General features: G+C 52.8%; 22 protein-coding genes and 1 riboswitch. Of the genes, 16 read left to right on the forward strand and 6 right to left on the reverse strand.

Going from position 1 to position 25,945, the window contains the following annotated elements:
* The 9 genes from QMZ30_RS25170 to rpoC form a co-directional block, all read left to right on the forward strand.
* Positions 1 to 102, forward strand: a 102-nt coding sequence (locus QMZ30_RS25170) for an EF-Tu C-terminal domain-related protein (RefSeq protein WP_500797208.1), incomplete at its 5' end; no start/stop codon positions are given.
* 227 nt (positions 103 to 329) lie between these two features.
* The gene (secE, locus tag QMZ30_RS25175) at positions 330 to 713 is read left to right on the forward strand and encodes a preprotein translocase subunit SecE (protein ID WP_039336825.1); all 384 of its coding nucleotides are present in this window, start codon (positions 330 to 332) and stop codon (positions 711 to 713) included.
* Between the two features lies 1 nt (position 714).
* Positions 715 to 1,260 carry a transcription termination/antitermination protein NusG gene (nusG, locus tag QMZ30_RS25180; RefSeq protein ID WP_010616908.1) on the forward strand — a complete coding sequence of 182 codons (546 nt, stop codon included), beginning with the start codon at positions 715 to 717 and terminating at the stop codon, positions 1,258 to 1,260.
* Between the two features lie 147 nt (positions 1,261 to 1,407).
* On the forward strand, positions 1,408 to 1,836 hold the full coding sequence (rplK, locus tag QMZ30_RS25185; RefSeq protein ID WP_008108393.1) for a 50S ribosomal protein L11: 429 nt from the start codon (positions 1,408 to 1,410) through the stop codon (positions 1,834 to 1,836).
* A gap of 3 nt (positions 1,837 to 1,839) precedes the next feature.
* Entirely contained in the window at positions 1,840 to 2,544 is a 705-nt protein-coding gene (gene rplA / locus QMZ30_RS25190; protein ID WP_034828901.1) for a 50S ribosomal protein L1, read from the forward strand.
* A 349-nt stretch (positions 2,545 to 2,893) separates the two neighbouring features.
* On the forward strand, positions 2,894 to 3,391 hold the full coding sequence (gene rplJ / locus QMZ30_RS25195) for a 50S ribosomal protein L10 (protein ID WP_007886294.1): 498 nt from the start codon (positions 2,894 to 2,896) through the stop codon (positions 3,389 to 3,391).
* Between the two features lie 66 nt (positions 3,392 to 3,457).
* Positions 3,458 to 3,820, forward strand: coding sequence for a 50S ribosomal protein L7/L12 (gene rplL / locus QMZ30_RS25200; RefSeq protein WP_039336819.1), 363 nt, complete (start codon positions 3,458 to 3,460; stop codon positions 3,818 to 3,820).
* A gap of 328 nt (positions 3,821 to 4,148) precedes the next feature.
* Positions 4,149 to 8,177, forward strand: a complete 4,029-nt coding sequence (rpoB, locus tag QMZ30_RS25205) for a DNA-directed RNA polymerase subunit beta (RefSeq protein ID WP_039336817.1) — start codon at positions 4,149 to 4,151, stop codon at positions 8,175 to 8,177.
* A gap of 78 nt (positions 8,178 to 8,255) precedes the next feature.
* Positions 8,256 to 12,479 carry a DNA-directed RNA polymerase subunit beta' gene (gene rpoC / locus QMZ30_RS25210; RefSeq protein ID WP_283229335.1) on the forward strand — a complete coding sequence of 1,408 codons (4,224 nt, stop codon included), beginning with the start codon at positions 8,256 to 8,258 and terminating at the stop codon, positions 12,477 to 12,479.
* Positions 12,480 to 12,539: 60 nt separating this feature from the next.
* Here the strand turns inward: rpoC and QMZ30_RS25215 are convergent, their stop codons facing one another.
* On the reverse strand, positions 12,540 to 12,728 hold the full coding sequence (locus QMZ30_RS25215; RefSeq protein ID WP_283229336.1) for a DUF1127 domain-containing protein: 189 nt from the start codon (positions 12,726 to 12,728) through the stop codon (positions 12,540 to 12,542).
* Positions 12,729 to 12,903: 175 nt separating this feature from the next.
* On the opposite strand from QMZ30_RS25215, the gene QMZ30_RS25220 reads away from it, so the two are divergent.
* Positions 12,904 to 14,358: an aminotransferase-like domain-containing protein gene (locus tag QMZ30_RS25220; protein ID WP_283229337.1), complete on the forward strand. Its 1,455-nt coding sequence runs from the start codon at positions 12,904 to 12,906 to the stop codon at positions 14,356 to 14,358.
* 156 nt (positions 14,359 to 14,514) lie between these two features.
* Here the strand turns inward: QMZ30_RS25220 and thiE are convergent, their stop codons facing one another.
* The 3 genes from thiE to rsd form a co-directional block, all read right to left on the reverse strand.
* On the reverse strand, positions 14,515 to 15,162 hold the full coding sequence (thiE, locus tag QMZ30_RS25225) for a thiamine phosphate synthase (RefSeq protein WP_283229338.1): 648 nt from the start codon (positions 15,160 to 15,162) through the stop codon (positions 14,515 to 14,517).
* Complete coding sequence (gene thiC / locus QMZ30_RS25230) at positions 15,159 to 17,084, reverse strand: phosphomethylpyrimidine synthase ThiC (RefSeq protein WP_283229339.1); 1,926 nt, start codon at positions 17,082 to 17,084, stop codon at positions 15,159 to 15,161. The genes thiE and thiC overlap by 4 nt, the downstream gene beginning before the upstream one ends.
* A 90-nt stretch (positions 17,085 to 17,174) precedes the next feature.
* A riboswitch (TPP riboswitch) is annotated at positions 17,175 to 17,275 on the reverse strand.
* Positions 17,276 to 17,500: 225 nt separating this feature from the next.
* A complete protein-coding gene (gene rsd, locus QMZ30_RS25235; RefSeq protein ID WP_283229340.1) occupies positions 17,501 to 18,007 on the reverse strand; it encodes a sigma D regulator in 507 nt (168 codons plus the stop codon).
* Between the two features lie 87 nt (positions 18,008 to 18,094).
* On the opposite strand from rsd, the gene nudC reads away from it, so the two are divergent.
* The 6 genes from nudC (at position 18,095) to QMZ30_RS25265 (ending at position 22,494) form a co-directional block, all read left to right on the forward strand.
* The gene (gene nudC / locus QMZ30_RS25240) at positions 18,095 to 18,868 is read left to right on the forward strand and encodes an NAD(+) diphosphatase (protein ID WP_283229341.1); all 774 of its coding nucleotides are present in this window, start codon (positions 18,095 to 18,097) and stop codon (positions 18,866 to 18,868) included.
* A gap of 39 nt (positions 18,869 to 18,907) precedes the next feature.
* A complete protein-coding gene (gene hemE, locus QMZ30_RS25245) occupies positions 18,908 to 19,975 on the forward strand; it encodes a uroporphyrinogen decarboxylase (protein WP_058973434.1) in 1,068 nt (355 codons plus the stop codon).
* A 2-nt stretch (positions 19,976 to 19,977) separates the two neighbouring features.
* Positions 19,978 to 20,646 (forward strand): deoxyribonuclease V, encoded by a 669-nt coding sequence (gene nfi, locus QMZ30_RS25250; protein ID WP_283229342.1) that lies wholly within the window; start codon positions 19,978 to 19,980, stop codon positions 20,644 to 20,646.
* A gap of 61 nt (positions 20,647 to 20,707) precedes the next feature.
* Positions 20,708 to 21,298 carry a YjaG family protein gene (locus QMZ30_RS25255; protein ID WP_039336795.1) on the forward strand — a complete coding sequence of 197 codons (591 nt, stop codon included), beginning with the start codon at positions 20,708 to 20,710 and terminating at the stop codon, positions 21,296 to 21,298.
* 188 nt (positions 21,299 to 21,486) lie between these two features.
* On the forward strand, positions 21,487 to 21,759 hold the full coding sequence (hupA, locus tag QMZ30_RS25260; RefSeq protein WP_006121511.1) for a nucleoid-associated protein HU-alpha: 273 nt from the start codon (positions 21,487 to 21,489) through the stop codon (positions 21,757 to 21,759).
* Positions 21,760 to 21,828: 69 nt separating this feature from the next.
* Complete coding sequence (locus QMZ30_RS25265) at positions 21,829 to 22,494, forward strand: DUF1481 domain-containing protein (protein ID WP_058973432.1); 666 nt, start codon at positions 21,829 to 21,831, stop codon at positions 22,492 to 22,494.
* Between the two features lie 27 nt (positions 22,495 to 22,521).
* Here the strand turns inward: QMZ30_RS25265 and purD are convergent, their stop codons facing one another.
* Together purD and purH are read right to left on the reverse strand one after the other, a co-directional pair.
* Positions 22,522 to 23,802: a phosphoribosylamine--glycine ligase gene (gene purD / locus QMZ30_RS25270; RefSeq protein WP_039336787.1), complete on the reverse strand. Its 1,281-nt coding sequence runs from the start codon at positions 23,800 to 23,802 to the stop codon at positions 22,522 to 22,524.
* Positions 23,803 to 23,820: 18 nt separating this feature from the next.
* Positions 23,821 to 25,410, reverse strand: a complete 1,590-nt coding sequence (gene purH, locus QMZ30_RS25275) for a bifunctional phosphoribosylaminoimidazolecarboxamide formyltransferase/IMP cyclohydrolase (protein ID WP_283229343.1) — start codon at positions 25,408 to 25,410, stop codon at positions 23,821 to 23,823.
* Positions 25,411 to 25,945: the final 535 nt, after the last annotated feature.

Raw genomic sequence — 25,945 nt, forward strand, 5'->3', positions numbered from 1 at the left:
ACTCTGATCAAGCCAATCGCTATGGATCAGGGTCTGCGTTTCGCAATCCGTGAAGGCGGCCGTACTGTTGGTGCGGGTGTTGTTGCTGAAATCATCGCTTAATTGCGATAATATTTGACGCAATGCACATGAAAAGGGCATCATTTGATGCCCTTTTTGCACGCTGTTACATAGAACCTGGCTCATCAGTGATTTTCGATCATAATCATTGCTGAGACAGGCTCTGGTTTACGGCGTCGGATACCGAGTTACGCCCAAAAGCTCATTCGGTTTGGATGCCTCGCTCTGCGGGGCAGAATTGTTTCTGAATTATTGTGGCAGGTTGGTTTATGAGTGCGAATACCGAAGCTCAAGGAAGCGGACGCGGCCTGGAAGCGATAAAGTGGATTGGTGTTATCGCATTGCTGTTAGTAGCAATCGTGGGTAACTATATTTATCGTGATGTCACGCTGCCTCTGCGCGCGCTGGCTGTCGTAGTACTGATCGCTGCTGCGGGCGGTATTGCGTTGCTGACTATTAAAGGCAAAGCGACCGTGGCTTTTGCTCGTGAAGCAAGAACCGAAATGCGTAAGGTCATTTGGCCGACTCGCCAGGAAACATTGCACACCACGTTAATCGTTGCCGCGGTCACTGCCGTGATGTCACTGATTTTGTGGGGGCTGGATGGTATTCTGGTCCGTCTGGTATCGTTTATTACTGGCCTGAGGTTCTGAGATGTCTGAAGCTCCAAAAAAACGCTGGTACGTCGTTCAGGCGTTTTCCGGTTTTGAAGCCCGCGTAGCGAAGTCGCTGCAAGAGCATATCAAACTGCACAACATGGAAGAACTGTTTGGCGAAGTCATGGTGCCGACTGAAGAAGTCGTGGAAATCCGTGGCGGCCAGCGTCGCAAAAGCGAACGTAAATTCTTCCCTGGCTACGTACTGGTCCAGATGGTGATGAATGACGCCAGCTGGCACTTAGTGCGCAGTGTACCGCGTGTAATGGGCTTCATTGGTGGTACCTCTGACCGTCCTGCACCGATTAGTGACAAAGAAGTCGATGCGATTATGAACCGCCTGCAGCAGGTAGGTGATAAGCCGCGTCCGAAAACGCTGTTCGAACCAGGCGAGATGGTACGTGTCAACGACGGTCCATTTGCTGACTTCAACGGTGTGGTCGAAGAAGTGGATTACGAAAAGAGCCGCCTAAAGGTTTCTGTTTCCATCTTTGGCCGTGCAACACCAGTAGAACTCGACTTTGCTCAGGTGGAGAAAGGTTAACCCTTTTGTTCACTTTTTAGCTCTTGCAGAAGGCGCGAAATTTACCTATAATTTCGCGCCTTTTGTTTTTATGCGCTGGTAACAGCGTGTAAATCGTAATCACGGGGAGCCTGTTTTCAGGCGCTATAACCCATTTGAGGAAATATCATGGCTAAGAAAGTACAAGCCTACGTCAAGCTGCAAGTTGCAGCTGGTATGGCGAACCCAAGTCCACCTGTTGGTCCAGCACTGGGTCAGCAGGGTGTTAACATCATGGAATTCTGTAAAGCGTTCAACGCCAAAACAGAATCTCTGGAGAAAGGCCTGCCTACTCCAGTTGTTATCACTGTATACAGCGACCGTTCTTTCACCTTCGTTACCAAAACCCCTCCGGCTGCCGTTCTGCTGAAAAAAGCAGCGGGCATCAAGTCTGGTTCTGGTAAGCCGAACAAAGACAAAGTCGGTAAAGTAACGCGTGCTCAAGTACGTGAAATCGCAGAGACCAAAGCTGCGGACATGACTGGTTCTGACGTAGAAGCGATGACTCGCTCTATCGAAGGTACTGCACGTTCCATGGGCCTGGTAGTAGAGGATTAATAAATGGCTAAGCTGACCAAGCGCATGAGCGTAATCCGTGACAAAGTTGATGCGACCAAGCAGTACGACATCGCTGAAGCTATCGCGCTGCTGAAAGAACTGGCTACTGCTAAGTTCGTTGAAAGCGTTGACGTTGCTGTTAACCTGGGCATCGATGCTCGTAAATCTGACCAGAACGTTCGCGGCGCGACTGTTCTGCCACACGGTACTGGTCGTTCAGTACGTGTTGCCGTCTTCACCCAAGGCGCAAACGCTGAAGCTGCTAAAGCAGCTGGCGCTGAGCTGGTAGGTATGGAAGACCTGGCTGATCAGATCAAAAAAGGCGAAATGAACTTTGACGTTGTTATTGCATCTCCAGATGCAATGCGCGTTGTTGGCCAGTTGGGCCAGGTTCTGGGTCCACGTGGCCTGATGCCAAACCCGAAAGTCGGTACTGTAACCCCTAACGTTGCTGAAGCAGTGAAAAACGCTAAAGCAGGTCAGGTTCGTTATCGTAACGACAAAAACGGCATCATCCACACTACCATCGGTAAAGTGGACTTCGACGCTGACAAACTGAAAGAAAACCTGGAATCTCTGCTGGTTGCGCTGAAAAAAGCAAAACCATCTCAGGCTAAAGGCGTGTACATCAAGAAAGTTAGCATCTCTACCACCATGGGCGCCGGCGTTGCCGTTGACCAGGCTGGTCTGAGCGCAGCAGCAAACTAATTGCTGCTTGAAACGGGCGAAAAATTCATCTAGAATCTTACGCCCGTTGTTCTGATTGAATGCTCAATTCAGAACCCAGATTCAAAGTCACTGATGGTTAAAGCTTAATTGCCCACTCCTTCAGTGACTTAGGTTGGAGCCAGGCCTTATCCTGGCCTCCGTCCAAGACCGCAGGAGCGAAATATCTTCGGGTAAATTGCTTAATACCCTGCGTAGACGGTGACAGAACCAAAAAGAATTTTTTCTTAGCTGGATTCTGCTCACCGTGTAATAGCGCTCGTGACCTTCGGGTTGATGAGTGAAGTGAGTTCCGGGAAATTATTCCCGGTTAAATCCAGGAGCAAAGCTAATGGCATTAAATCTTCAAGGCAAACAAGCGATTGTTGCTGAAGTTAGCGAAGTAGCCAAAGGTGCGCTTTCAGCGGTTGTTGCGGATTCCCGTGGCGTTACCGTTGATAAAATGACCGAACTGCGTAAAGCAGGTCGTGAAGCTGGCGTTTACATGCGTGTTGTTCGCAACACCTTGCTGCGCCGCGTCGTTGAAGGTACTCCTTTCGAGTGCCTGAAAGACACGTTTGTTGGTCCGACCCTGATTGCATATTCTTTGGAACACCCGGGCGCTGCTGCTCGTCTGTTCAAAGATTTCGCGAAAGCGAATGCAAAATTTGAGGTCAAAGCTGCAGCCTTTGAAGGTGAGCTGATCACGGCGGCCAATATTGACCGTCTGGCAACTCTGCCGACTTACGAAGAAGCACTGGCACGTCTGATGTCGACCATGAAAGAAGCCGCTGCTGGCAAACTGGTCCGCACTCTGGCTGCTGTACGCGATGCAAAAGAAGCGGCTTAAGGCCATCTTCTTTTCCTTCGTACTTGCTAACGTATAAACTTTATCTGTTTTTTAGGAACAATCGATATGTCTATCACTAAAGATCAAATTCTGGAAGCAGTTGCAGCTATGTCCGTAATGGAAGTAGTTGAGCTGGTTTCTGCTATGGAAGAAAAATTCGGCGTTTCTGCTGCTGCCGCTGTAGCTGTTGCTGCTGGCCCAGCTGAAGCTGTTGAAGAGAAAACTGAATTCGACGTAATTCTGAAAGCTGCTGGCGCTAACAAAGTTGCAGTAATCAAAGCTGTACGTACTGCAACTGGTCTGGGCTTGAAAGAAGCTAAAGACCTGGTTGAAGCTACTGGCCCAATCAAAGAAGGCATCAGCAAAGATGACGCAGCTGCTCTGGAAGCACTGCTGAAAGAAGCTGGCGCTGAAGTTGAAGTTAAGTAAGACAACCTTCGGGTTGCAGCCTGAGTAACTCCAGGCTGATGGCTGGTGACTTTTTGGTCACCAGCCTTTTTGCGCTACAGGGGAACGATGGCGTTTCGCACTGTTTGTCCATTGTTTCTCTTCAATATCTTTTTCTATCGACGACTTAATATATCGCTTTCCTGTGAGGGTTCCCTGCCTGCGCAACGGCGACGAAATGATTTAAGAGTGATAGAAAGACGTATTGCATGGGGTGCTGCGCATCGCATGAAAAACAAAATAGTGTTGCATGAACTGTCCTATCAGGACGGACAGCGTGGTTCGACATGTCAGCTAGCTGAGGAACCCTATGGTTTACTCCTATACCGAGAAAAAACGTATTCGTAAGGATTTTGGTAAACGTCCACAAGTACTGGACATACCTTATCTCCTTTCTATCCAGCTTGACTCGTTCCAGAAGTTTATCGAGCAAGATCCAGAAGGCCAGTACGGTCTGGAAGCTGCCTTCCGCTCCGTATTCCCAATCTCAAGCTACAGCGGCAACTCTGAGTTGCAGTATGTCAGCTACCGTTTGGGTGAGCCGGTCTTTGACGTAACTGAATGTCAGATCCGTGGCGTGACCTATTCGGCACCGCTGCGCGTGAAACTGCGTCTGGTGATCTATGAGCGCGAAGCGCCAGAAGGCACCGTAAAAGACATTAAAGAACAAGAAGTCTACATGGGCGAGATTCCGCTCATGACCGACAACGGTACCTTTGTTATCAACGGTACTGAGCGTGTTATTGTTTCTCAGCTGCATCGTAGTCCTGGCGTGTTCTTTGACAGCGACAAGGGTAAGACGCACTCGTCTGGTAAAGTGCTGTATAACGCACGTATCATCCCTTACCGTGGTTCATGGCTCGACTTCGAGTTTGACCCGAAAGACAACCTCTTCGTCCGTATTGACCGTCGCCGTAAGCTGCCGGCCAGTATCATTCTGCGCGCACTGAACTACACCACTGAACAAATCCTCGATCTGTTCTTTGATAAAGTGGTTTATGAGATTCGCGATAACAAACTGCAGATGGAACTGGTGCCTGAGCGCCTGCGTGGTGAAACCGCCAGCTTCGATATCGAAGCCAATGGCACGGTCTACGTTGAGAAAGGTCGTCGCATCACTGCGCGTCACATTCGTCAGCTGGAAAAAGACGGTATTCAGCACATCGAAGTGCCGGTTGAATATATCGCTGGCAAAGTGGTCGCTAAAGACTACGTCGATCTGAACACCGGTGAGCTGATTGTTCCTGCGAACATGGAACTGTCACTGGATCTGCTGGCGAAACTGAGCCAGTCAGGTCACAAGCGCATCGAAACCCTGTTCACTAACGATTTGGATCACGGCCCTTACATTTCCGAGACCCTGCGTGTTGACCCAACCAACGATCGCCTGAGCGCGCTGGTTGAGATCTACCGCATGATGCGTCCTGGCGAGCCACCAACGCGTGAAGCAGCGGAAAACCTGTTCGAGAACCTGTTCTTCTCTGAAGATCGTTACGATCTTTCTGCGGTTGGCCGCATGAAGTTCAACCGTTCTCTGCTGCGTGATGAGATCGAAGGTTCAGGCATCCTGAGCAAAGATGACATCATCGAAGTGATGAAGAAGCTGATCGGTATCCGTAACGGTATCGGTGAAGTGGATGATATCGATCACCTCGGCAACCGTCGTATCCGTTCAGTCGGTGAGATGGCAGAGAACCAGTTCCGTGTAGGTCTGGTTCGTGTTGAACGTGCGGTGAAAGAGCGTCTTTCTCTGGGCGACCTCGACACCCTGATGCCACAGGACATGATCAACGCCAAGCCGATTTCGGCGGCGGTGAAAGAGTTCTTCGGTTCCAGCCAGCTGTCACAGTTTATGGACCAGAACAACCCGTTGTCTGAGATCACGCATAAGCGTCGTATCTCTGCTCTGGGCCCAGGCGGTCTGACTCGTGAACGCGCAGGCTTCGAAGTGCGTGACGTACACCCAACCCACTACGGTCGTGTATGCCCAATCGAAACGCCTGAAGGTCCGAACATCGGTCTGATCAACTCCCTTTCTGTTTACGCGCAGACTAACGAATACGGCTTCCTTGAGACTCCGTATCGTCGCGTTGTTGACGGCAAAGTGAGTGACGAAATTCATTACCTCTCTGCAATTGAAGAGGGTAACTACGTTATCGCTCAGGCGAACACCAACCTTGCTGAAGATGGTAGCTTTGTTGACGATCTCGTCACCTGCCGTAGCAAAGGTGAATCAAGCCTGTTCAGCCGCGATCAAGTTGACTACATGGACGTTTCGACCCAACAGGTCGTTTCTGTCGGTGCGTCACTGATTCCATTCCTGGAGCACGATGATGCTAACCGCGCCTTGATGGGTGCGAACATGCAACGTCAGGCCGTTCCAACTCTGCGCGCTGATAAGCCGCTGGTTGGTACCGGTATGGAACGTGCAGTAGCGGTTGACTCCGGTGTTACTGCCGTAGCGAAACGTGGCGGTTCCGTTCAGTACGTTGATGCTTCTCGTATCGTTATCAAAGTTAACGAAGATGAGATGTATCCGGGCGAAGCGGGTATCGACATCTACAACCTGACCAAGTACACCCGTTCTAACCAGAACACCTGCATCAATCAGATGCCGTGTGTTTCTCTGGGTGAGCCGATTGAGCGTGGCGACGTGCTGGCAGATGGCCCGTCTACCGACCTCGGTGAACTGGCGCTGGGTCAGAACATGCGCGTGGCATTCATGCCATGGAACGGTTACAACTTCGAAGACTCCATCCTCGTTTCTGAGCGTGTTGTACAGGAAGACCGTTTCACCACTATCCACATCCAGGAACTGGCCTGTGTGTCTCGTGACACCAAGCTGGGGCCAGAAGAGATCACCGCTGACATCCCGAACGTGGGTGAAGCTGCGCTCTCTAAACTGGATGAGTCCGGTATCGTGTATATCGGTGCGGAAGTGACCGGTGGCGACATTCTGGTTGGTAAGGTCACGCCGAAAGGTGAAACCCAGCTGACGCCAGAAGAGAAACTGCTGCGTGCGATCTTCGGTGAGAAAGCGTCTGATGTTAAAGACTCTTCTCTGCGTGTACCAAACGGTGTTTCCGGTACGGTTATCGACGTTCAGGTCTTCACCCGCGATGGCGTGGAAAAAGACAAACGTGCATTGGAAATCGAAGAGATGCAGCTGAAGCAGGTTAAGAAAGACCTGTCTGAAGAACTGCAAATCTTTGAAGCCGGTCTGTTCAGCCGTATTCAGGCTGTACTGATCTCTGGCGGCGTTGAAGCTGAGAAGCTGGACAAACTGCCACGCGAGCGCTGGTTAGAGCTGGGCCTGACTGACGAAGAGAAGCAAAACTCTCTGGAACAGCTGGCTGAACAGTATGACGAGCTGAAGCACGAGTTTGAGAAAAAACTTGAAGCTAAGCGTCGCAAGATCACCCAAGGCGATGATCTGGCACCTGGCGTGCTGAAAATCGTGAAGGTGTATCTGGCGGTTAAGCGTCAGATCCAGCCTGGTGACAAGATGGCAGGTCGTCACGGTAACAAGGGTGTTATCTCTAAGATCAACCCGATCGAAGATATGCCTTACGATGAGAACGGTACGCCGGTCGATATCGTATTGAACCCGCTGGGCGTACCGTCACGTATGAACATCGGTCAGATCCTGGAAACCCACCTCGGGATGGCAGCGAAAGGCATTGGTGAAAAAATCAATGCGATGCTGAAGAAGCAGGAAGAAGTCGCCAAACTGCGTGATTTCATCCAGCGCGCCTACGATTTGGGCACCGACGTGCGTCAGAAAGTTGACCTGAACACCTTCACCGACGACGAAGTGCTGCGTCTGGCAGAGAACCTGAAAAAAGGTATGCCAATCGCAACACCAGTGTTTGACGGTGCGAAAGAAAGCGAGATCAAAGAGCTGCTGCAGCTCGGCGGCCTGCCTTCTTCCGGTCAGATCACCTTGTTCGACGGCCGTACCGGTGAGCAGTTCGAGCGTCAGGTAACCGTAGGTTACATGTACATGCTGAAACTGAACCACTTGGTTGACGACAAGATGCACGCACGTTCTACCGGCTCTTACAGCTTGGTTACTCAGCAGCCGCTGGGTGGTAAAGCTCAGTTCGGTGGTCAGCGCTTCGGTGAGATGGAAGTGTGGGCACTGGAAGCTTACGGTGCTGCGTATACCCTGCAGGAAATGCTGACCGTTAAATCTGATGACGTTAACGGCCGTACGAAGATGTATAAAAACATCGTCGATGGCAACCATCAGATGGAACCGGGCATGCCGGAATCCTTCAACGTACTGTTGAAAGAGATTCGCTCGCTGGGTATCAACATCGAGCTGGAAGACGAGTAAGTACTCGCAAGTACTGGTTACGGGACGCGCACCTCAGGCGCGCGTCCCTGAGAGTTCCACTCCGACGGGAGCTAATCCGTGAAAGACTTACTTAAGTTTCTGAAAGCGCAAACTAAGACCGAAGAGTTTGATGCGATCAAAATTGCTCTGGCCTCGCCAGACATGATCCGTTCATGGTCTTTTGGTGAAGTTAAAAAGCCAGAAACCATTAACTACCGTACCTTCAAGCCGGAGCGTGACGGTCTTTTCTGCGCCCGTATTTTTGGACCGGTAAAAGATTACGAATGCCTGTGCGGTAAGTACAAGCGTTTGAAGCATCGTGGCGTGATCTGTGAGAAGTGTGGCGTTGAAGTCACACAGACCAAGGTTCGTCGTGAGCGTATGGGCCATATCGAGTTGGCTTCTCCAACTGCGCACATCTGGTTCCTGAAATCACTGCCTTCGCGTATCGGCTTGCTGCTGGATATGCCACTGCGTGATATCGAGCGCGTGCTGTACTTCGAATCTTATGTTGTGATCGAAGGCGGCATGACCAACCTGGAAAAACGTCAGATTCTGACGGAAGAGCAGTACCTTGATGCGCTGGAAGAGTTCGGTGACGAATTCGATGCGAAGATGGGTGCGGAAGCTATCCAGGCGCTGCTGAAAAACATGGATCTGGAGCAAGAGTGCGAGCAGCTGCGTGAAGAGCTGAACGAAACCAACTCCGAGACCAAGCGTAAAAAGCTGACCAAGCGTATCAAGCTGCTGGAAGCATTCGTTCAGTCTGGTAACAAGCCTGAGTGGATGATTCTGACCGTTCTGCCGGTTCTGCCGCCAGATCTGCGTCCGCTGGTACCGCTGGACGGCGGTCGTTTCGCTACGTCGGATCTGAACGATCTGTATCGTCGCGTGATCAACCGTAACAACCGTCTGAAACGTCTGCTGGATCTGGCTGCGCCAGATATCATCGTACGTAACGAAAAGCGTATGCTGCAAGAAGCGGTAGATGCCCTGCTGGATAACGGCCGTCGCGGTCGTGCCATCACCGGCTCTAACAAACGTCCTCTGAAATCTTTGGCCGATATGATCAAAGGTAAGCAGGGTCGTTTCCGTCAGAACTTGCTTGGTAAGCGTGTTGACTACTCCGGTCGTTCTGTTATCACCGTAGGTCCATACCTGCGTCTGCATCAGTGCGGTCTGCCGAAGAAAATGGCACTGGAGCTGTTCAAACCGTTCATTTACGGCAAGCTGGAACTGCGTGGCCTGGCCACCACCATCAAAGCCGCGAAGAAAATGGTTGAGCGCGAAGAAGCTGTCGTTTGGGATATCCTGGACGAAGTTATCCGCGAACACCCGGTACTGCTGAACCGTGCACCAACCCTGCACCGTTTAGGTATCCAGGCGTTTGAACCGGTTCTGATCGAAGGTAAAGCGATCCAGCTGCACCCGCTGGTTTGTGCGGCATATAACGCCGACTTCGATGGTGACCAGATGGCTGTTCACGTACCGCTGACGCTGGAAGCCCAGCTGGAAGCGCGTGCGCTGATGATGTCTACCAACAACATCCTGTCACCTGCGAACGGTGAGCCAATCATCGTTCCTTCTCAGGACGTTGTTTTGGGTCTGTACTACATGACCCGCGACAAAGTGAACGCCAAAGGCGAAGGCATGGTGCTGACTGGCCCGAAAGAAGCTGAGCGTGTTTACCGCGCTGGCCAGGCCGAGCTGCATGCGCGCGTTAAAGTGCGTATCACCGAATACAGCAAAAACGAACAGGAAGAGTTCGTTGCGAAAACCAGCATTATCGACACCACCATTGGTCGTGCGATTCTGTGGATGATCGTACCGAAAGGCCTGCCTTACTCTATCGTCAACCAGGCGCTGGGTAAGAAAGCTATCTCCAAAATGCTGAACACCTGTTACCGCATCTTGGGCCTGAAGCCGACCGTTATCTTTGCTGACCAGACCATGTACACCGGCTTTGCTTACGCAGCCCGTTCAGGTGCCTCTGTCGGTATCGACGACATGGTGATCCCGGCTAAGAAAGCGGAAATCGTCGCGGAAGCGGAAGCGGAAGTTGCTGAGATTCAGGAACAGTTCCAGTCTGGTCTGGTTACTGCTGGCGAACGTTACAACAAAGTCATCGATATCTGGGCCGCAGCCAACGAACGCGTTTCCAAAGCGATGATGGACAACCTGCAAACTGAAACTGTGATCAACCGTCACGGTGAAGAAGAGCAGCAGGTGTCGTTCAACAGCATCTACATGATGGCCGACTCCGGTGCGCGTGGTTCTGCAGCACAGATTCGTCAGCTGGCAGGTATGCGTGGTCTGATGGCTAAGCCAGATGGCTCAATCATCGAAACGCCAATCACCGCGAACTTCCGTGAAGGTCTGAACGTACTCCAGTACTTCATCTCGACGCACGGTGCGCGTAAAGGCTTGGCGGATACCGCACTGAAAACCGCTAACTCCGGTTATCTGACGCGTCGTCTGGTTGACGTTGCACAGGATCTGGTGGTGACCGAAGACGACTGTGGCACATTCGAAGGCATCATGATGACTCCGGTCATCGAAGGTGGCGACGTTAAAGAGCCACTGCGTGAGCGTGTTCTGGGTCGTGTGACGGCTGAAGATGTCCTGAAACCAGGCACTGCAGACATCCTGATCCCGCGTAACACCCTGATCGATGAGCACTGGTGTGATGTGATCGAACTGAACTCCGTGGATGCGATCAAAGTGCGTTCGGTTGTGAGTTGTGAAACCGACTTCGGTGTGTGTGCACACTGCTACGGTCGCGATTTGGCACGTGGTCACATCATCAACAAAGGTGAGGCCATCGGCGTTATCGCAGCACAGTCCATCGGTGAGCCGGGTACACAGCTGACGATGCGTACGTTCCACATCGGTGGTGCGGCATCTCGTGCGGCTGCTGAATCCAGCATTCAGGTGAAGAACAAAGGTACTATCAAGCTGACTAACGCCAAGTCGGTAACCAACTCCTCAGGGAAACTGGTTATCGTCTCACGTAACGTTGAGCTGAAAATGATCGACGAGTTCGGTCGTACCAAAGAGAGCTATAAAGTGCCTTACGGTGCGGTCATGGCCAAAGGTGATGGCGAGCAGGTTGCAGCGGGCGAGACCGTAGCAAACTGGGATCCACATACCATGCCGGTTATCACTGAAGTGGGCGGTTTCATTCGCTTCACTGACATGATCGACGGTCAGACCATTACTCGTCAGACTGACGATTTAACCGGTCTGTCATCGCTGGTGGTTCTGGATTCTGCAGAACGTACTGCGGGCGGTAAAGATCTGCGTCCTGCGCTGAAAATCGTTGATGCGAACGGTAATGATGTTCTGATCCCTGGTACTGATATGCCAGCACAGTACTTCCTGCCGGGCAAAGCGATTGTGCAGTTGGAAGATGGCGTGAAGATCAGCTCGGGTGATACCCTGGCGCGTGTTCCGCAAGAATCTGGCGGTACCAAGGACATCACCGGTGGTCTGCCACGCGTTGCTGACCTGTTCGAAGCGCGTCGTCCGAAAGAGCCAGCTATTCTGGCGGAGATCAGCGGTATCATCTCCTTCGGTAAAGAGACCAAAGGTAAGCGTCGTCTGGTGATTACACCGGTTGATGGTAGCGATCCGTACGAAGAGATGATTCCAAAATGGCGTCAGCTGAACGTATTCGAAGGTGAGCGCGTAGAACGTGGTGACGTTGTTTCTGACGGCCCAGAGTCTCCGCACGACATCCTGCGTCTGCGTGGCGTCCATGCTGTGACCCGTTACATCACTAACGAAGTGCAGGAAGTTTACCGTCTGCAAGGCGTTAAGATTAACGATAAACACATTGAAGTCATCGTTCGTCAGATGCTGCGTAAAGCAACCATCGCTAGCGTGGGCAGCTCCGACTTCCTGGAAGGCGAGCAGGCTGAATACTCTCGCATCAAGATCTCTAACCGTGAACTTGAAGCGAATGGCAAAATCGGCGCAACCTATATGCGCGATCTGCTGGGTATCACCAAAGCGTCACTGGCTACCGAATCGTTCATCTCTGCAGCATCGTTCCAGGAAACGACCCGTGTCCTGACCGAAGCAGCAGTAGCAGGTAAGCGCGATGAACTGCGCGGCCTGAAAGAGAACGTGATCGTGGGTCGTCTGATCCCAGCCGGTACCGGTTATGCTTACCACCAGGATCGTATGCGTCGCCGCTCTGCGGGTGAAGCACCGGTTGCTCCGCAGGTGACTGCGGATGAAGCCTCTGCAAGCCTGGCTGAACTGCTGAACGCCGGTCTGGGCGGTAGCGACGACGAGTAATCGTTGCTGAGTCTGACCTATAAAAAACCCTGCCTCGGCAGGGTTTTTTTTGCTCTGAATTTAGTACTTGCGGCAGACATCGTGTCGAGTCAGCCCAATGTCGCGCAGTTGGGCATCGCTCAGGTGAGACAAAATTTTCCGCGTTTCACGTCGGTTACGCCAGTTTCTCACCGCGCTGCGCGCGCCGCGCAAAATATCCAGCAATGTTACATCAAAAGGTTTAGCCGCTCGGTTTTGATCGAATTCCATTTTTTGTGCCCTCAGTAAGATGTCTGAGTCACATTGTCCGTTTATGCATCGATTCAATACAGATTCAAAAAACACTTATCTTTAACATACAGATTGCATATTCAGCGATCTGAATGGTAGAAAGGCAGTCAATCTGTACTGGTTTTCGCTGCTGAATAAGATGAGGTGGGATACGATGACGCGCTATCAGCATTTAGCCTGTCTGCTGTCAGACAGGATTGAACAAGGCCTCTATCGCAGTGGAGAACGCTTACCGTCAGTACGCACGTTGAGTCTGGAACACGGCGTCAGCATTAGCACCGTACAGCAGGCGTACCATTTACTGGAAGAGAAGCAGCTGATTGTGCCGCAGCCGCGATCCGGTTATTTCGTCGCCACTCGCAAATCGACCCCACCGGTACCCGGCTTGACCCGCCCAGCGCAGCGGCCTGTGGAGATCACGCAGTGGGAATCGGTACTGGAGTTACTGAGCAGCCGAATGGACAGTGATGTGCTGCAACTGGGCAGTGGCATACCGGATTTAACCCAGCCAACGTTAAAGCCGTTATGGAAAATCCAAAGTCGCATGGCGCAGAAGCAGGATGCTGGCTTGCTCAATTATGACAGCCTGGTGGGTGTCAGTGCATTACGCGAGCAAGTCGCCAGGCTGGCGATAGACAGTGGCTGCCAGCTCAGCGCCGATGACATTGTTGCCACCACGGGCTGCCATGAGGCGCTGTCGATATCGATCCGCGCAGTGTGCGATCCGGGCGATATTATTGCGGTGGAATCGCCTACTTTCCATGGCACGATGCAAACGTTACGCGGCTTTGGGATCCGCGCGATCGAAATTCCCACGGATTCCGTCACCGGCATGAGTCTTGAAGCGCTTGAACTGGCTTTTGAACAGTGGCCAATCAAAGCGGTAGTGGTGGTACCCAACTGCAACAACCCACTGGGATTCATCATGCCGGAATCGCGTAAACGGGCATTGCTGGCATTGGCACAGCGCTTTGATGCGGCCATTATCGAAGACGACGTTTACGGCGAGCTGGCGTGGGAATACCCGCGACCGATAACCATCAAGTCTTTGGATATGGATGGCTGCGTATTGTTGTGTAGCTCTTTTTCTAAAACGCTGGCGCCCGGTTTACGCGTTGGCTGGGTGGCGCCGGGGCGATATCGTGACCGCGTGTTGCACATGAAATATATCAGTACCGGATCAACGGCCACGCAGCCACAACATGCTGTCGCCGAGTTTATTCGTCAAGGCCATTACGGCCCACATATCCGTCGTATGCGTCAGGTGTATCAACGGAATTACGACATCTTTAGCTGCTGGGTACGCCACTATTTTCCCTGTGGGATTTGCGTGTCTCGTCCCCAAGGGGGCTTCCTGATGTGGATCGAACTGCCAGAAGCGTTTGACGCTGTTCGACTTAACACTGAGCTGCGTACTCTGAAGATACAGGTCGCCGTTGGATCGTTGTTTTCCGCCTCGGGAAAATATCGTAACTGTCTGCGCCTGAATTACGGTTTGCCCATTAACGAGCATACTGAGCAGGCGATTGCCCAACTGGGTGCTGCGGTGGAGCAGGCCATGCTGGCCTGTAATGCTGAAACGTTGCATGCCACTTCCCTGACGAATTAAGTTGGAAAGGCAGGGCTGGGGAGAGAGGAAGACCAGCCCTGGCCCGCTGCAAGCGACAGCGGGCAGGCACACTTTAGCGAAGTCAGCTTTAGGCGCTAGCCTTATAAAATCAGGCTTCGCGCCATATTCCGGTCTTGATCACTCTATTGCAGCCAGTTACACCAACTGTGCAGGCTGGTTTCCAGATTCAACCAGGTCGAGCAACGTTTGCGTCGCTTTACGCCAGTCATCCGCCTGAGTAATGGCGCTAACGACCGCAATACTGCCCACCCCAGTGGCCAGCACTTCCGGCACCCGTGCCAGTGAAATACCGCCGATGGCGACGGTTGGCACATCCTTTAAACGCGCCAGATGGCGTTTGAGTTCGATTACGCCCTGCGGAGCGGAGGGCATGTCTTTGGTTTGTGTAGGATAAATATGCCCTAATGCAATATAAGAGGGGCGAAGTGCCAGGGCGCGGTCCAGCTCGGCATCATCATGAGTTGATAAACCGAGACGTAAACCTGCCTGGCGGATCGCCTGCAGATCCGCTACGTCCAGATCTTCCTGGCCAAGGTGAACACCGTAAGCGTTGTATTTGATCGCTAATCGCCAGTAATCATTGATAAACAAACGTGCGCGGTACTGTTTACCCAGCGCAATGGCTTCGCGCACGGCATCTTCTACTTCATGGTCCTGGCAATCTTTGATACGCAGTTGCAGGGTGCGCACACCGGCTTCCAACAGGCGTTTAATCCACTCTACGCTATCAACAACGGGGTACAGCCCCAGTTTAGGGGCGGTGGCCGGAAAGGCGTCGGTCATACTTTTTCCTCTTTAAGGGCATCGGCGGCGTGGTAGATCTCGCCACCACGGCTACGGAAGGCGTCTGACATTTGCGCCATGCCAATTTCAATCGGCTGCGCTTTTGCCTGCTGGCGAGCAGCATATTCACGCACTTCCTGAGTAATTTTCATTGAGCAGAATTTGGGGCCGCACATCGAGCAGAAGTGGGCGACTTTCCCTGATTCCTGCGGCAAGGTTTCATCGTGGTAGGCACGCGCGGTGTGCGGATCGAGTGCCAGATTGAACTGATCTTCCCAGCGGAATTCGAAACGCGCTTTCGACATGGCATTATCGCGGATCTGGGCTCCGGGATGCCCCTTTGCGAGATCGGCCGCATGGGCGGCGATCTTATAGGTGATCAATCCCTGCTTCACATCTTCTTTATTTGGCAGACCCAAGTGCTCTTTCGGTGTGACGTAGCACAGCATGGCACAGCCAAACCAGCCAATCATCGCGGCACCAATTCCTGATGTGAAGTGATCATAACCGGGTGCGATATCTGTGGTGAGTGGTCCGAGCGTATAAAACGGCGCTTCATGGCAGTGCTCCAGCTGTTCGGTCATGTTACGGCGGATCATCTGCATTGGCACGTGGCCTGGGCCTTCAATCATCACCTGCACATCGTATTCCCAGGCGATCTTCGTTAGCTCACCCAAGGTGTGCAGTTCGGCAAACTGCGCTTCATCGTTGGCATCCTGAATCGACCCTGGACGCAGACCATCACCCAGTGAGAGGGCAACATCATAAGCCGCACAGATCTCGCAGATCTCGCGGAAGTGCAGATACAGGAAACTCTCCTGATGATGCGACAGGCACCACTTCGCCATGATCGATCCCCCGCGTGAGACAATGCCGGTCAGACGTTTGGCGGTCATCGGAATATAGCGCAACAGCACGCCCGCGTGAATGGTGAAGTAATCGACGCCCTGTTCGGCTTGCTCTAGCAGCGTGTCGCGGAATATCTCCCAATTCAGATCTTCTGCTACGCCGTTAACCTTCTCCAGCGCCTGATAGATCGGCACGGTACCAATCGGTACCGGGCTGTTTCGCAATATCCACTCTCGCGTTTCATGGATATAACGGCCTGTGGAGAGGTCCATCACGGTATCGGCGCCCCAACGCGTTGACCACACCAGTTTCTCCACTTCCTCCTCAATCGATGAACTCACTGCGGAATTACCGATATTGGCATTCACTTTGACCAAGAAATTACGGCCAATGATCATCGGTTCAGATTCAGGGTGATTAATATTGGAGGGGATAATAGCTCGACCGCTGGCCACTTCCTGACGGACAAATTCGGCGGTAATGTTTACCGGCAGATGCGCCCCGAAGCTGTGTCCGGGATGTTGTTGCAGCAGCACTTCACCACGAATACGTTCGCGCCCCATGTTTTCACGGACCGCAATAAACTCCATTTCAGGCGTAATCATTCCCTGTCGCGCATAGTGCAACTGCGTCACACAGCGGCCGGTTTTCGCACGGCGTGGCTGGGGCAGGTGCTCAAAGCGCAGATGATCCAGTCCCTCATCGGCCAAGCGCTGCTGGGTATAACTGGAACTTAGCTGGTGGATCGCTTCGCTGTCATCACGTTCGGCAATCCAGCTGGCACGCAATTTCGCCAATCCCTGATGCACATCGATAGTGGCTTCCGGGTCACCATAAGCACCTGCGGTGTCATACACAGGCACAGCTTCATTCGGCTCAAGCTTAGGATTCTCTCTGGTGCCGCCAATCTGAGTTGGACTCAGCTGGATTTCGCGCATCGGTACACGAATATCCTCACGGCTACCGGTGATCCAAATACGTTTTGAGTTGGGAAAAGCGGTGCCTTGCAGTGAATCAATAAATTCCTGCGCTTGTGCACGTTGTTCACGACGAGAAGTTTTAGCAACAGACATAGCAAATTTCCTGATTTAAGGGGAAGTTGCTTGTCCAGAGTTCGGAAGGAGTAACAGAAACGATACCGGGCGCCAACACGCATCGTTCTGGTTATGTCTACTCTTGTTCCCTTCGCAGGTACTAACCTGATCAGGTTCCGCGGATCCCGAATTAACGGTCTCAGCCCCAGGGGGCACTCCGACAAGGTGTGCGTTTGCGGTTTAAGCTACTTTGCTTGCCATTTCTCGCCTGGGCAGTGCTCGTGACCGTCACGTACTTCGTGTACGCTCCGGTCCCTGCGTGCTGTCCGTGCGTGAACTGGCTGCGCACGCTACGCTTAAACCACAAACTTGCCGCTCATAAAGAGGGCAATAAAAAAGCCCATTCAGCATAAGAGGGCTTTTTCGGAATAACAAGTCTTTTACATCTCTCGGGGTTAAGCAGGACGTACAATGGGGCTCTCATTGGCGACCGGAACGCTTGCCAGCTGGTTATCCCAGGCCAGTTTGACCAGTTTATCCTCCAGCGTAAAACGCGACTCCAGCACTTCACCCACTTCGGAGAGCGCCTTCTGAAACTCAACACAGTTATCATCATTGATGGCTTGCTGCAGATGGCTGTCATACAGCTGCATTATGCTGTCGGTATTGGCCTCGAGCGCGGGGTAGATCTGAGACGCGGCAATCAGCGGGCTGTCACCTTGCATTTCGTTGATGATGCGTTCGTAAATACTGAAATGCCCGGTGGAGAGGTAATCCACCAGATTGTGGCAAAACGCATCCAGTGCCTGTTCATCCAGCGCTGAAAGCGCATCTTTATTCGGCTTTATGCCAATTAACTCGTAATACGTGACGAGCAACTGTCGACGGGCGCGCAACCAAGTGTCGACTAATTCATTACCGCCACCTACACGCTCTGTCAGGTCATCTAACTGGGTCAGCATATGGGGCTCCAAGTGAGTTATAGTTGTTTATTCGACACTTAACATCAGGATTCAGCGTGCCATTTGACGCTAAGGACAACGAATAAGATGCAACGTGAGATCTCAAGCGTAGACGCTGGCTGGTGGATTGTCAGCCATGAGCAAAAACTTTGGTTGCCGCAAGGTGAGCTGCCGCATGGCTTATCGAGCGATTTTGGCTTAGTCGGCAGTGCGGGCATATTAATTGGCGAATGGCAGGGTGAAAATGTCTGGTTGGTGCGTGAATCACGCCCTGACAATATGGGCTCTGTTCGCCAGCTTATCGACGAAGATGTCGGCTTGTTCCAGATTGCTGGGCGCGGTGTACAACTTGCAGAGTTCTACCGTTCCCATCGCTGGTGTGGTTACTGTGGGCATGAAATGCATCTCAGTAAACGCGAATTTGCCTGCCTGTGCCACCACTGCCGTGAGCGCTATTACCCGCAGATTGCGCCCTGCATAATCGTGGCGATTCGTCGAGGCGATGAGATATTGCTCGCCAATCATGCGCGTCACCGCAACAGCATTTACACAGTATTAGCTGGCTTTGTTGAGGTTGGAGAGACGCTGGAGCAGGCCGTGGCGCGAGAGGTGATGGAGGAGAGTAATGTGCGGGTCAAGAACGTCCGATATGTCACTTCACAGCCGTGGCCATTCCCGCACTCTCTGATGATGGCGTTTATGGCGGAGTACGAAGGCGGCGAGTTGCAGCATGATGGCAAAGAGTTACTGGATGCGGGCTGGTATCGCTATGACGATCTTCCGCTGTTACCCCCGGCGGGGACGGTGGCCCGTCGTTTGATTGAAGATACCGTTGCCCTGTGCCGCGCCAGCGCCTCGTGAAAATGCTACACTGGCGGCCTTAGCATGAGAGAGCCCATTATGAGTGAACTGAAGAACGATCGTTATCTGCGCGCCCTGTTACGCCAGCCGGTAGATGTCACACCGGTGTGGATGATGCGACAAGCCGGGCGTTATTTACCGGAGTACAAAGCCACGCGCGCTGAGGCCGGTGATTTTATGTCGCTGTGTAAGAATGCTGAGTTGGCGTGTGAAGTCACCTTGCAGCCGCTGCGTCGTTATGCGCTGGATGCGGCGATCCTCTTCAGCGATATTTTGACCATTCCCGATGCGATGGGTCTGGGGCTCTATTTTGAAACGGGTGAAGGTCCGCGTTTCTCCAATCCTATTACTTGCCGCGCAGATGTCGATAAGCTGCCGATTCCCGATCCTGAGCAGGAACTGGGATACGTGATGAACGCGGTGCGTACCATTCGTCACAACCTTAAAGGCGAAGTCCCGCTGATTGGATTCTCTGGCAGCCCGTGGACGCTGGCAACCTATATGGTTGAAGGCGGTAGCAGCAAAGCTTTCACCAAAATCAAAAAGATGATGTATGCCGAGCCACAAACGCTGCACAAGTTGCTCGATAAGCTGGCTGACAGCGTCATTCTGTATCTGAACGCCCAGATCAAAGCCGGTGCACAGTCGGTCATGGTATTTGATACCTGGGGCGGTGTGTTGACGGGGCGTGATTACCGCGAGTTTTCGCTGTATTACATGCACAAAATCGTCGATAGCGTGCTGCACGAAAATGAAGGTCGTCGTGTGCCGATTACGCTGTTCACTAAAGGCGGCGGACAGTGGCTGGAAGCGATAGCGGCAACCGGTTGTGATGCGCTGGGTCTGGACTGGACCACAGATATTGCTGACGCACGCCGTCGTGTGGGTGACAAAGTGGCGCTGCAGGGCAATATGGATCCTTCCATGTTGTATGCGCCGCCAGCGCGTATCGAGCAGGAAGTCGCAGGCATTCTGGAAGGCTTCGGTAAAGGTGAAGGCCACGTGTTCAACCTTGGACATGGTATTCACCCCGATGTACCACCTGAACACGCGGGTGCCTTTGTAGAAGCAGTACACCGCCTGTCACGCCCTTACCATCAGGGCTAAGCATGGATTTAGCCGCGCTTCGGGCTGAACAGCAACAACGCGCTGCTGAGGTTGTGCGGCAGGATGATTTTGACATCCTGCCGCCACGCTACATTGCCGGTGCAGACGTCGGTTTTGAGCAGGAAGGTGCCGTTACGCGTGCCGCGCTGGTGGTACTGGAATATCCTTCATTACAGTTGGTTGAACATCGCATCGCGCGTATTGAAACCATCATGCCGTATATCCCTGGTTTTTTATCATTCCGCGAAGTACCTGCGCTACAAGCCGCCTGGCAACAACTCACGCATCAGCCTGATCTGTTATTCGTCGATGGTCATGGCATTTCCCATCCGCGTCGGCTTGGCGTGGCTGCCCATTTTGGCTTGCTGGTGGATGTGCCAACCATTGGCGTGGCCAAGAAACGGTTGTGTGGAAAATTCGCTGAACTGGCCCCTGAGCCGGGTAGCTGCCAACCTTTAATGGATAAGAGCGAGCAGATCGGTTGGGTGTGGCGCAGTAAGGCGCGCTGTAATCCTCTGTTCGTTTCTACCGGGCATCGGATTAGCCTGGAGAGTGCGCTGCATTGGGTTGAATTATGCACCGCTGGCTATCGTTTACCGGAACCCACACGTTGGGCCGATGCGGTGGCGTCGAACCGTTCGGCATTTCTACGTTGGCAAAATGCGCGTTAACGCTGTTTGCGCGCGGCTTTTGCGGTACACTGCCGCCAGCTAACCTATTGAGAGTAAGTTGATGTTACAGAACCCCGTCCATTTGCGTCTGGCTAAGCTGGAAAGCTGGCAGCATATGACCTTTATGGCCTGTCTGTGCGAGCGGATGTTCCCTAATTACTGGGCCTTCTGTCAGCAGACTGAATTTGCCGACCCGCAGCTCTATCGTCGCATCCTGGATCTTGTCTGGGAAAGCCTGACGGTGAAAGACGCCAAGATCAATTTCGACAGCCAACTGGAAAAGCTGGAAGCTGCGATTCCAGATGGTGATGATTTTGATGTCTATGGCGTTCATCCAGCCATTGACGCCTGCGTAGCCCTGAGTGAAATGCTGCATGCATTGCTGAGTGGTGAAACGCTGGAGCACGCCATCGAAGTCAGCCGTACGTCGATCACCACCGTGGCTATCCTGGAAATGACCCAAGCCGGACGTGAAATGACCGATGCGGAGCTGCGCGAAAATCAGGCTGTCATTGATGAATGGGATCTGCAGTGGGAGATTTTTCGCCTGCTGGCAGACTGCGAGGAGCGCGACCTGGAGCTGATTAAGGGGTTACGTTCTGACCTGCGCGAAGCGGGAATCAGTAACATCGGTATACTTTTTCAGCAATAAGGCGAGAAAACGTGACTTCAGGCCCGAATTACCGCGCCTGGAGGCTTCACATCAGCCCCCTGTCTGGTCTACATTTGGGGGGCTGAAAATTGTGGCTATCTTTGCGTGCAGGCTGAAGAGTGCCAGAACATGGCTTTTCCCTCGCACTCGTTGCTTAGCAAGCGATAAATACACTTTAAGGATAACTTATGAACAAGACTCAACTGATTGATGTGATCGCAGAGAAAGCTGACCTGTCAAAAACCCAGGCTAAAGCTGCGCTGGAATCTACCCTGGCTGCGATCACTGAGTCTCTGAAAGAAGGTGATGCTGTACAACTGGTTGGTTTTGGTACTTTTAAAGTGAACCACCGCGCAGAGCGTACCGGTCGTAACCCACAGACTGGTAAAGAGATCAAAATTGCTGCAGCTAACGTGCCAGCATTCGTCTCTGGTAAAGCTCTGAAAGACGCTGTTAAGTAAGTTTTCCGCATCGCGGTTTAAGCTTTAAAAGAGGGGCGTCAATGCCCCTTTTTGTTACTGGGGCCTGTCATGCTGAACACGATTACTCAGCGCGTCTGCGCCCTGTTTCTCGGTGCGCTGCTCACGGGCTGTAGCACAACTCCTGATCTTCCTGCCTTTACGGCGAGTGGCTATTTAGCCGATCGCGGCACTGTGCGCATCTGGCGCAAAAATAGCGACCATCAAGCTATCCATATTCGTACCGTCTACACCCCCTTCAATGGCGATGCCATGGAGACCACCGACTACAACTGGCAGCAGAATAAACTGGCCAGCGTAGAGCGCCGTGTAGCGGGCAAGCAGCCGGACGATGTTACGCTGCGTTTCGACTCACTCGGTAATCTTAACTTTATGCAGCGCCAGTTGGCGGGCCGACGTGAAGCGGTGAGCGGCGATAGCATCGAACTCTATCGTTTCGATGCCCAGCGTATGCTGGAGCAGAGTAACGCTTTGCTGAGTGGCCGTGTATTGCTGAGCCAGGGGCACTGGTTAGGCGGCACGCAAGTGCGTGACTGCGACGGTAAAACCGTTAATGCACCTTTTGATAGTGAAACACTCAGCACCTTGAATCAGCAGCAACAGAGCCAGCCGCAGCCGTTAATGGTGTCGTGGTTAGAAGCGCCGGAAGGGGTACAGCTTTTGCGGGCAACGCCAGAAGATGAGTGCAGCTGGCAGCCGAGAGAGAGTGATTTTTAGGGGGCGGCCTTGCGACCGCCCACCCGATTACTTGCGGTTGATCGCGCGGTAACCGATATCTTTACGGCAGAAGCTGCCATCCCAGGAAATATGTTGCGCTAACGCATAGGCATTCTTTTGCGCCGCTGCGACATCTTCACCGAGTGCGGTAACACAGAGTACGCGACCACCGTTAGTGACCACCACGTCATCCTTCATCGTTGTGCCCGCATGGAAGACTTTGCCATCCGGCACTTCTTCCAGCGGCAGACCGTGAATTTGATCGCCAGTTTTGTAGTCAGCAGGATAGCCGCCAGCAGCCAGAACTACACCCAGCGATGGGCGCGGATCCCATTGTGAGGTCTGCTTATCCAGCTTGCCATCCACCGCAGCCAGGCACAGCTCAACCAGGTCTGACTGCAAGCGCAGCATGATCGGCTGAGTTTCTGGATCGCCAAAGCGGCAGTTGAATTCGATCACTTTCGGCTGGCCGGCTTTGTCGATCATCAGACCCGCATACAGGAAACCGGTATAGGTGTTGCCTTCCGCTTTCATGCCGTTCACGGTTGGCCAGATGATCTGATCCATCACGCGCTGGTGGATCTCATCGGTGACGACCGGAGCAGGTGAGTAAGCCCCCATACCGCCGGTGTTTGGACCGGTATCACCATCGCCCACACGTTTGTGATCCTGACTGGTGGCCATTGGCAGCACGTTGTCGCCATCGACCATCACGATAAAACTGGCTTCTTCGCCGTCAAGGAACTCTTCAATTACAATACGGTGGCCTGCATCGCCAAAGGCGTTGCCTGCCAGCATGTCCTGCACGGCGGCTTCAGCTTCAGCCAGTTCCATCGCAACGATAACGCCTTTGCCCGCGGCTAAGCCGTCAGCTTTGATGACGATCGGTGCGCCTTTCTCACGCAGGTAAGCCAGCGCAGGCTCAACTTCGGTAAAGTTCTGGTATTCGGCGGTTGGGATCTGCTGGCGCGCCAGGAAATCCTTGGTGAAAGCTTTAGAGCCTTCTAATTGGGCGGCAGCTTGAGTCGGGCCAAAGATCTTCAGACCTGCAGCGCGGAAGGCATCCACGACACCAATGACCAGCGGAGCTTCGGGACCCACAATGGTCAGATCGATGTTCTCTTGCTGGGCAAAGGCCAACAGCGCAGGCACATCGGTGGCGCTGATCGCTACGTTCTGCAGTGCAGGTTCCAGTGCGGTACCTGCATTGCCTGGTGCCACAAACACCGTTTCAGCCAGTGGTGACTGTGCAGCCTTCCATGCCAGCGCGTGTTCACGTCCGCCATTACCAATCACTAAAATTTTCATCTTTACAGCTCCAGAGGATTAATGGCGGAAGTGACGCATGTCGGTGAAGATCATGGCAATGCCGTGTTCATCGGCGGCGGCAATGACTTCGTCATCACGAATAGAACCGCCTGGCTGAATCACACATGAGATACCCACTGCCGCTGCCGCATCGATACCGTCGCGGAACGGGAAGAACGCATCTGAAGCCATGGCAGAACCTTTGACTTCCAGACCTTCATCACCGGCTTTAATGCCAGCGATTTTGGCGGAGTAAACACGGCTCATTTGGCCAGCGCCGATGCCGATGGTCATATTGTCACGCGCATAAACGATGGCGTTGGATTTAACGAACTTAGCGACCTTCCAGCAGAAGAGGGCATCACGCAGCTCTTGCTCGCTTGGCTGACGCTTGGTCACCACGCGCAGTTGGCTGGCATCCACCATCCCGAGATCGCGGTCCTGCACCAGCAGGCCACCGTTAACACGTTTGAAGTCCAGTGCGGCAACACGGCCCTGCCACTGGCCACAGACCAGAACGCGTACATTCTGCTTCGCTGCGGTCACTTTCAGTGCCGCTTCGCTAGCAGAAGGGGCGATGATCACTTCCACGAACTGACGGCTGATAATCGCTTGCGCGGTGGCTTCATCCAGCTCACGGTTGAAAGCGATGATGCCGCCGAAGGCTGACGTTGGATCTGTTTTGTAGGCACGCTCGTACGCATCAAGAATGGAACCACCTACGGCAACGCCGCATGGGTTCGCATGTTTCACGATGACACAAGCAGGTTCGTCGAACTCTTTAACGCATTCCAGCGCAGCATCGGTATCCGCGATGTTGTTATAGGAGAGCGCTTTGCCTTGAACTTGTTCTGCTGTAGCAACGGAAGCTTCCGCTACATTCTCTTCTATATAGAAAGCAGCATCCTGATGGCTGTTCTCACCGTAACGCATGTCCTGCTTCTTGATGAAGTTTAGGTTCATGGTGCGCGGGAAGCGTCCGGCTGGTTCTTTGCTGTCACTGTGATAAGCCGGGACCAGGCTACCGAAGTAGTTAGCAATCATGCTGTCGTAAGCGGCGGTGTGTTCGAACGCTTTGATGGCCAGATCAAAACGGGTGTCCAGCGTCAGAGAATTTTCGTTCGCGTCCAGCTCGGCAATGATGGCCTCGTAGTCGCTGCTCTTCACCACAATCGCGACGTCTTTATGGTTCTTCGCCGCGGAGCGCACCATTGTTGGACCACCGATATCGATGTTCTCTACGGCGTCTTCCAGGGTGCAGCCCGCTTTCGCAACGGTCTGGGCGAAGGGGTAAAGGTTGACGACAACCATATCGATTGGGCTGATAGCATGTTCGGACATGATCGCATCGTCGGTGCCGCGACGGCCTAAAATGCCGCCATGCACTTTCGGGTGCAGCGTTTTGACGCGTCCATCCATCATTTCCGGGAAACCGGTGTAGTCAGAAACTTCAGTAACGGGCAGGCCCGCATCTGCCAGCAGGCGAGCAGTACCACCTGTGGAGAGCAGCTCAACACCACGGCTGGAGAGTGCCTGAGCAAATTCGAGGATACCGGCTTTATCAGAGACACTGAGTAGAGCGCGGCGTACAGGACGACGTTGTTGCATGGTGGTTTTATCCCTTGGCTTTGTTTCGCATAAAGAAGAGCGTTACATCAAGCTTAGCGTTTCTTTCTATATAGAAGAGAACACTTGCTTCATGTAACGCCCCAAAAGGGGCATCCTTGACGTCGCCGGGCATTGTAGCGAAAACGTTTGCGTGATGCTCGCCTAAATTCAGTTGTGCCGATGAATGTGGATAACATTGTGCGTAAGTGGGTATAAAGAGGGGTTTTGCTGTGGAATGCAGCGAACGGTTGTTTTTATTGAATTTAGCGGTTGCGCGCTGCGAACAACTCCCTATAATGCGCATCCATCGAGACGGCACAACGGTTTACGAAGTGCAGTGTTGACAGGAAGCTTCGATAAGAACTTCCGCCGGAGAAAAACACTGAAAAAAGTGTTTGACTCTGAAGGAGGAAAGCGTAATATACGCCACCTCGCAACAGCAGCTTAAGGCGCTGATTGCACCGCTCTTTAACAATTTATCAGACAATCTGTGTGGGCACTCGCAGGATTGATATCAACGTCTCCGGACGTAAAA

Origin of the sequence: Pantoea sp. EA-12 (genome assembly GCF_030053355.1) — a bacterium.
Taxonomy (GTDB): Bacteria; Pseudomonadota; Gammaproteobacteria; order Enterobacterales; family Enterobacteriaceae; genus Pantoea; species Pantoea vagans_C.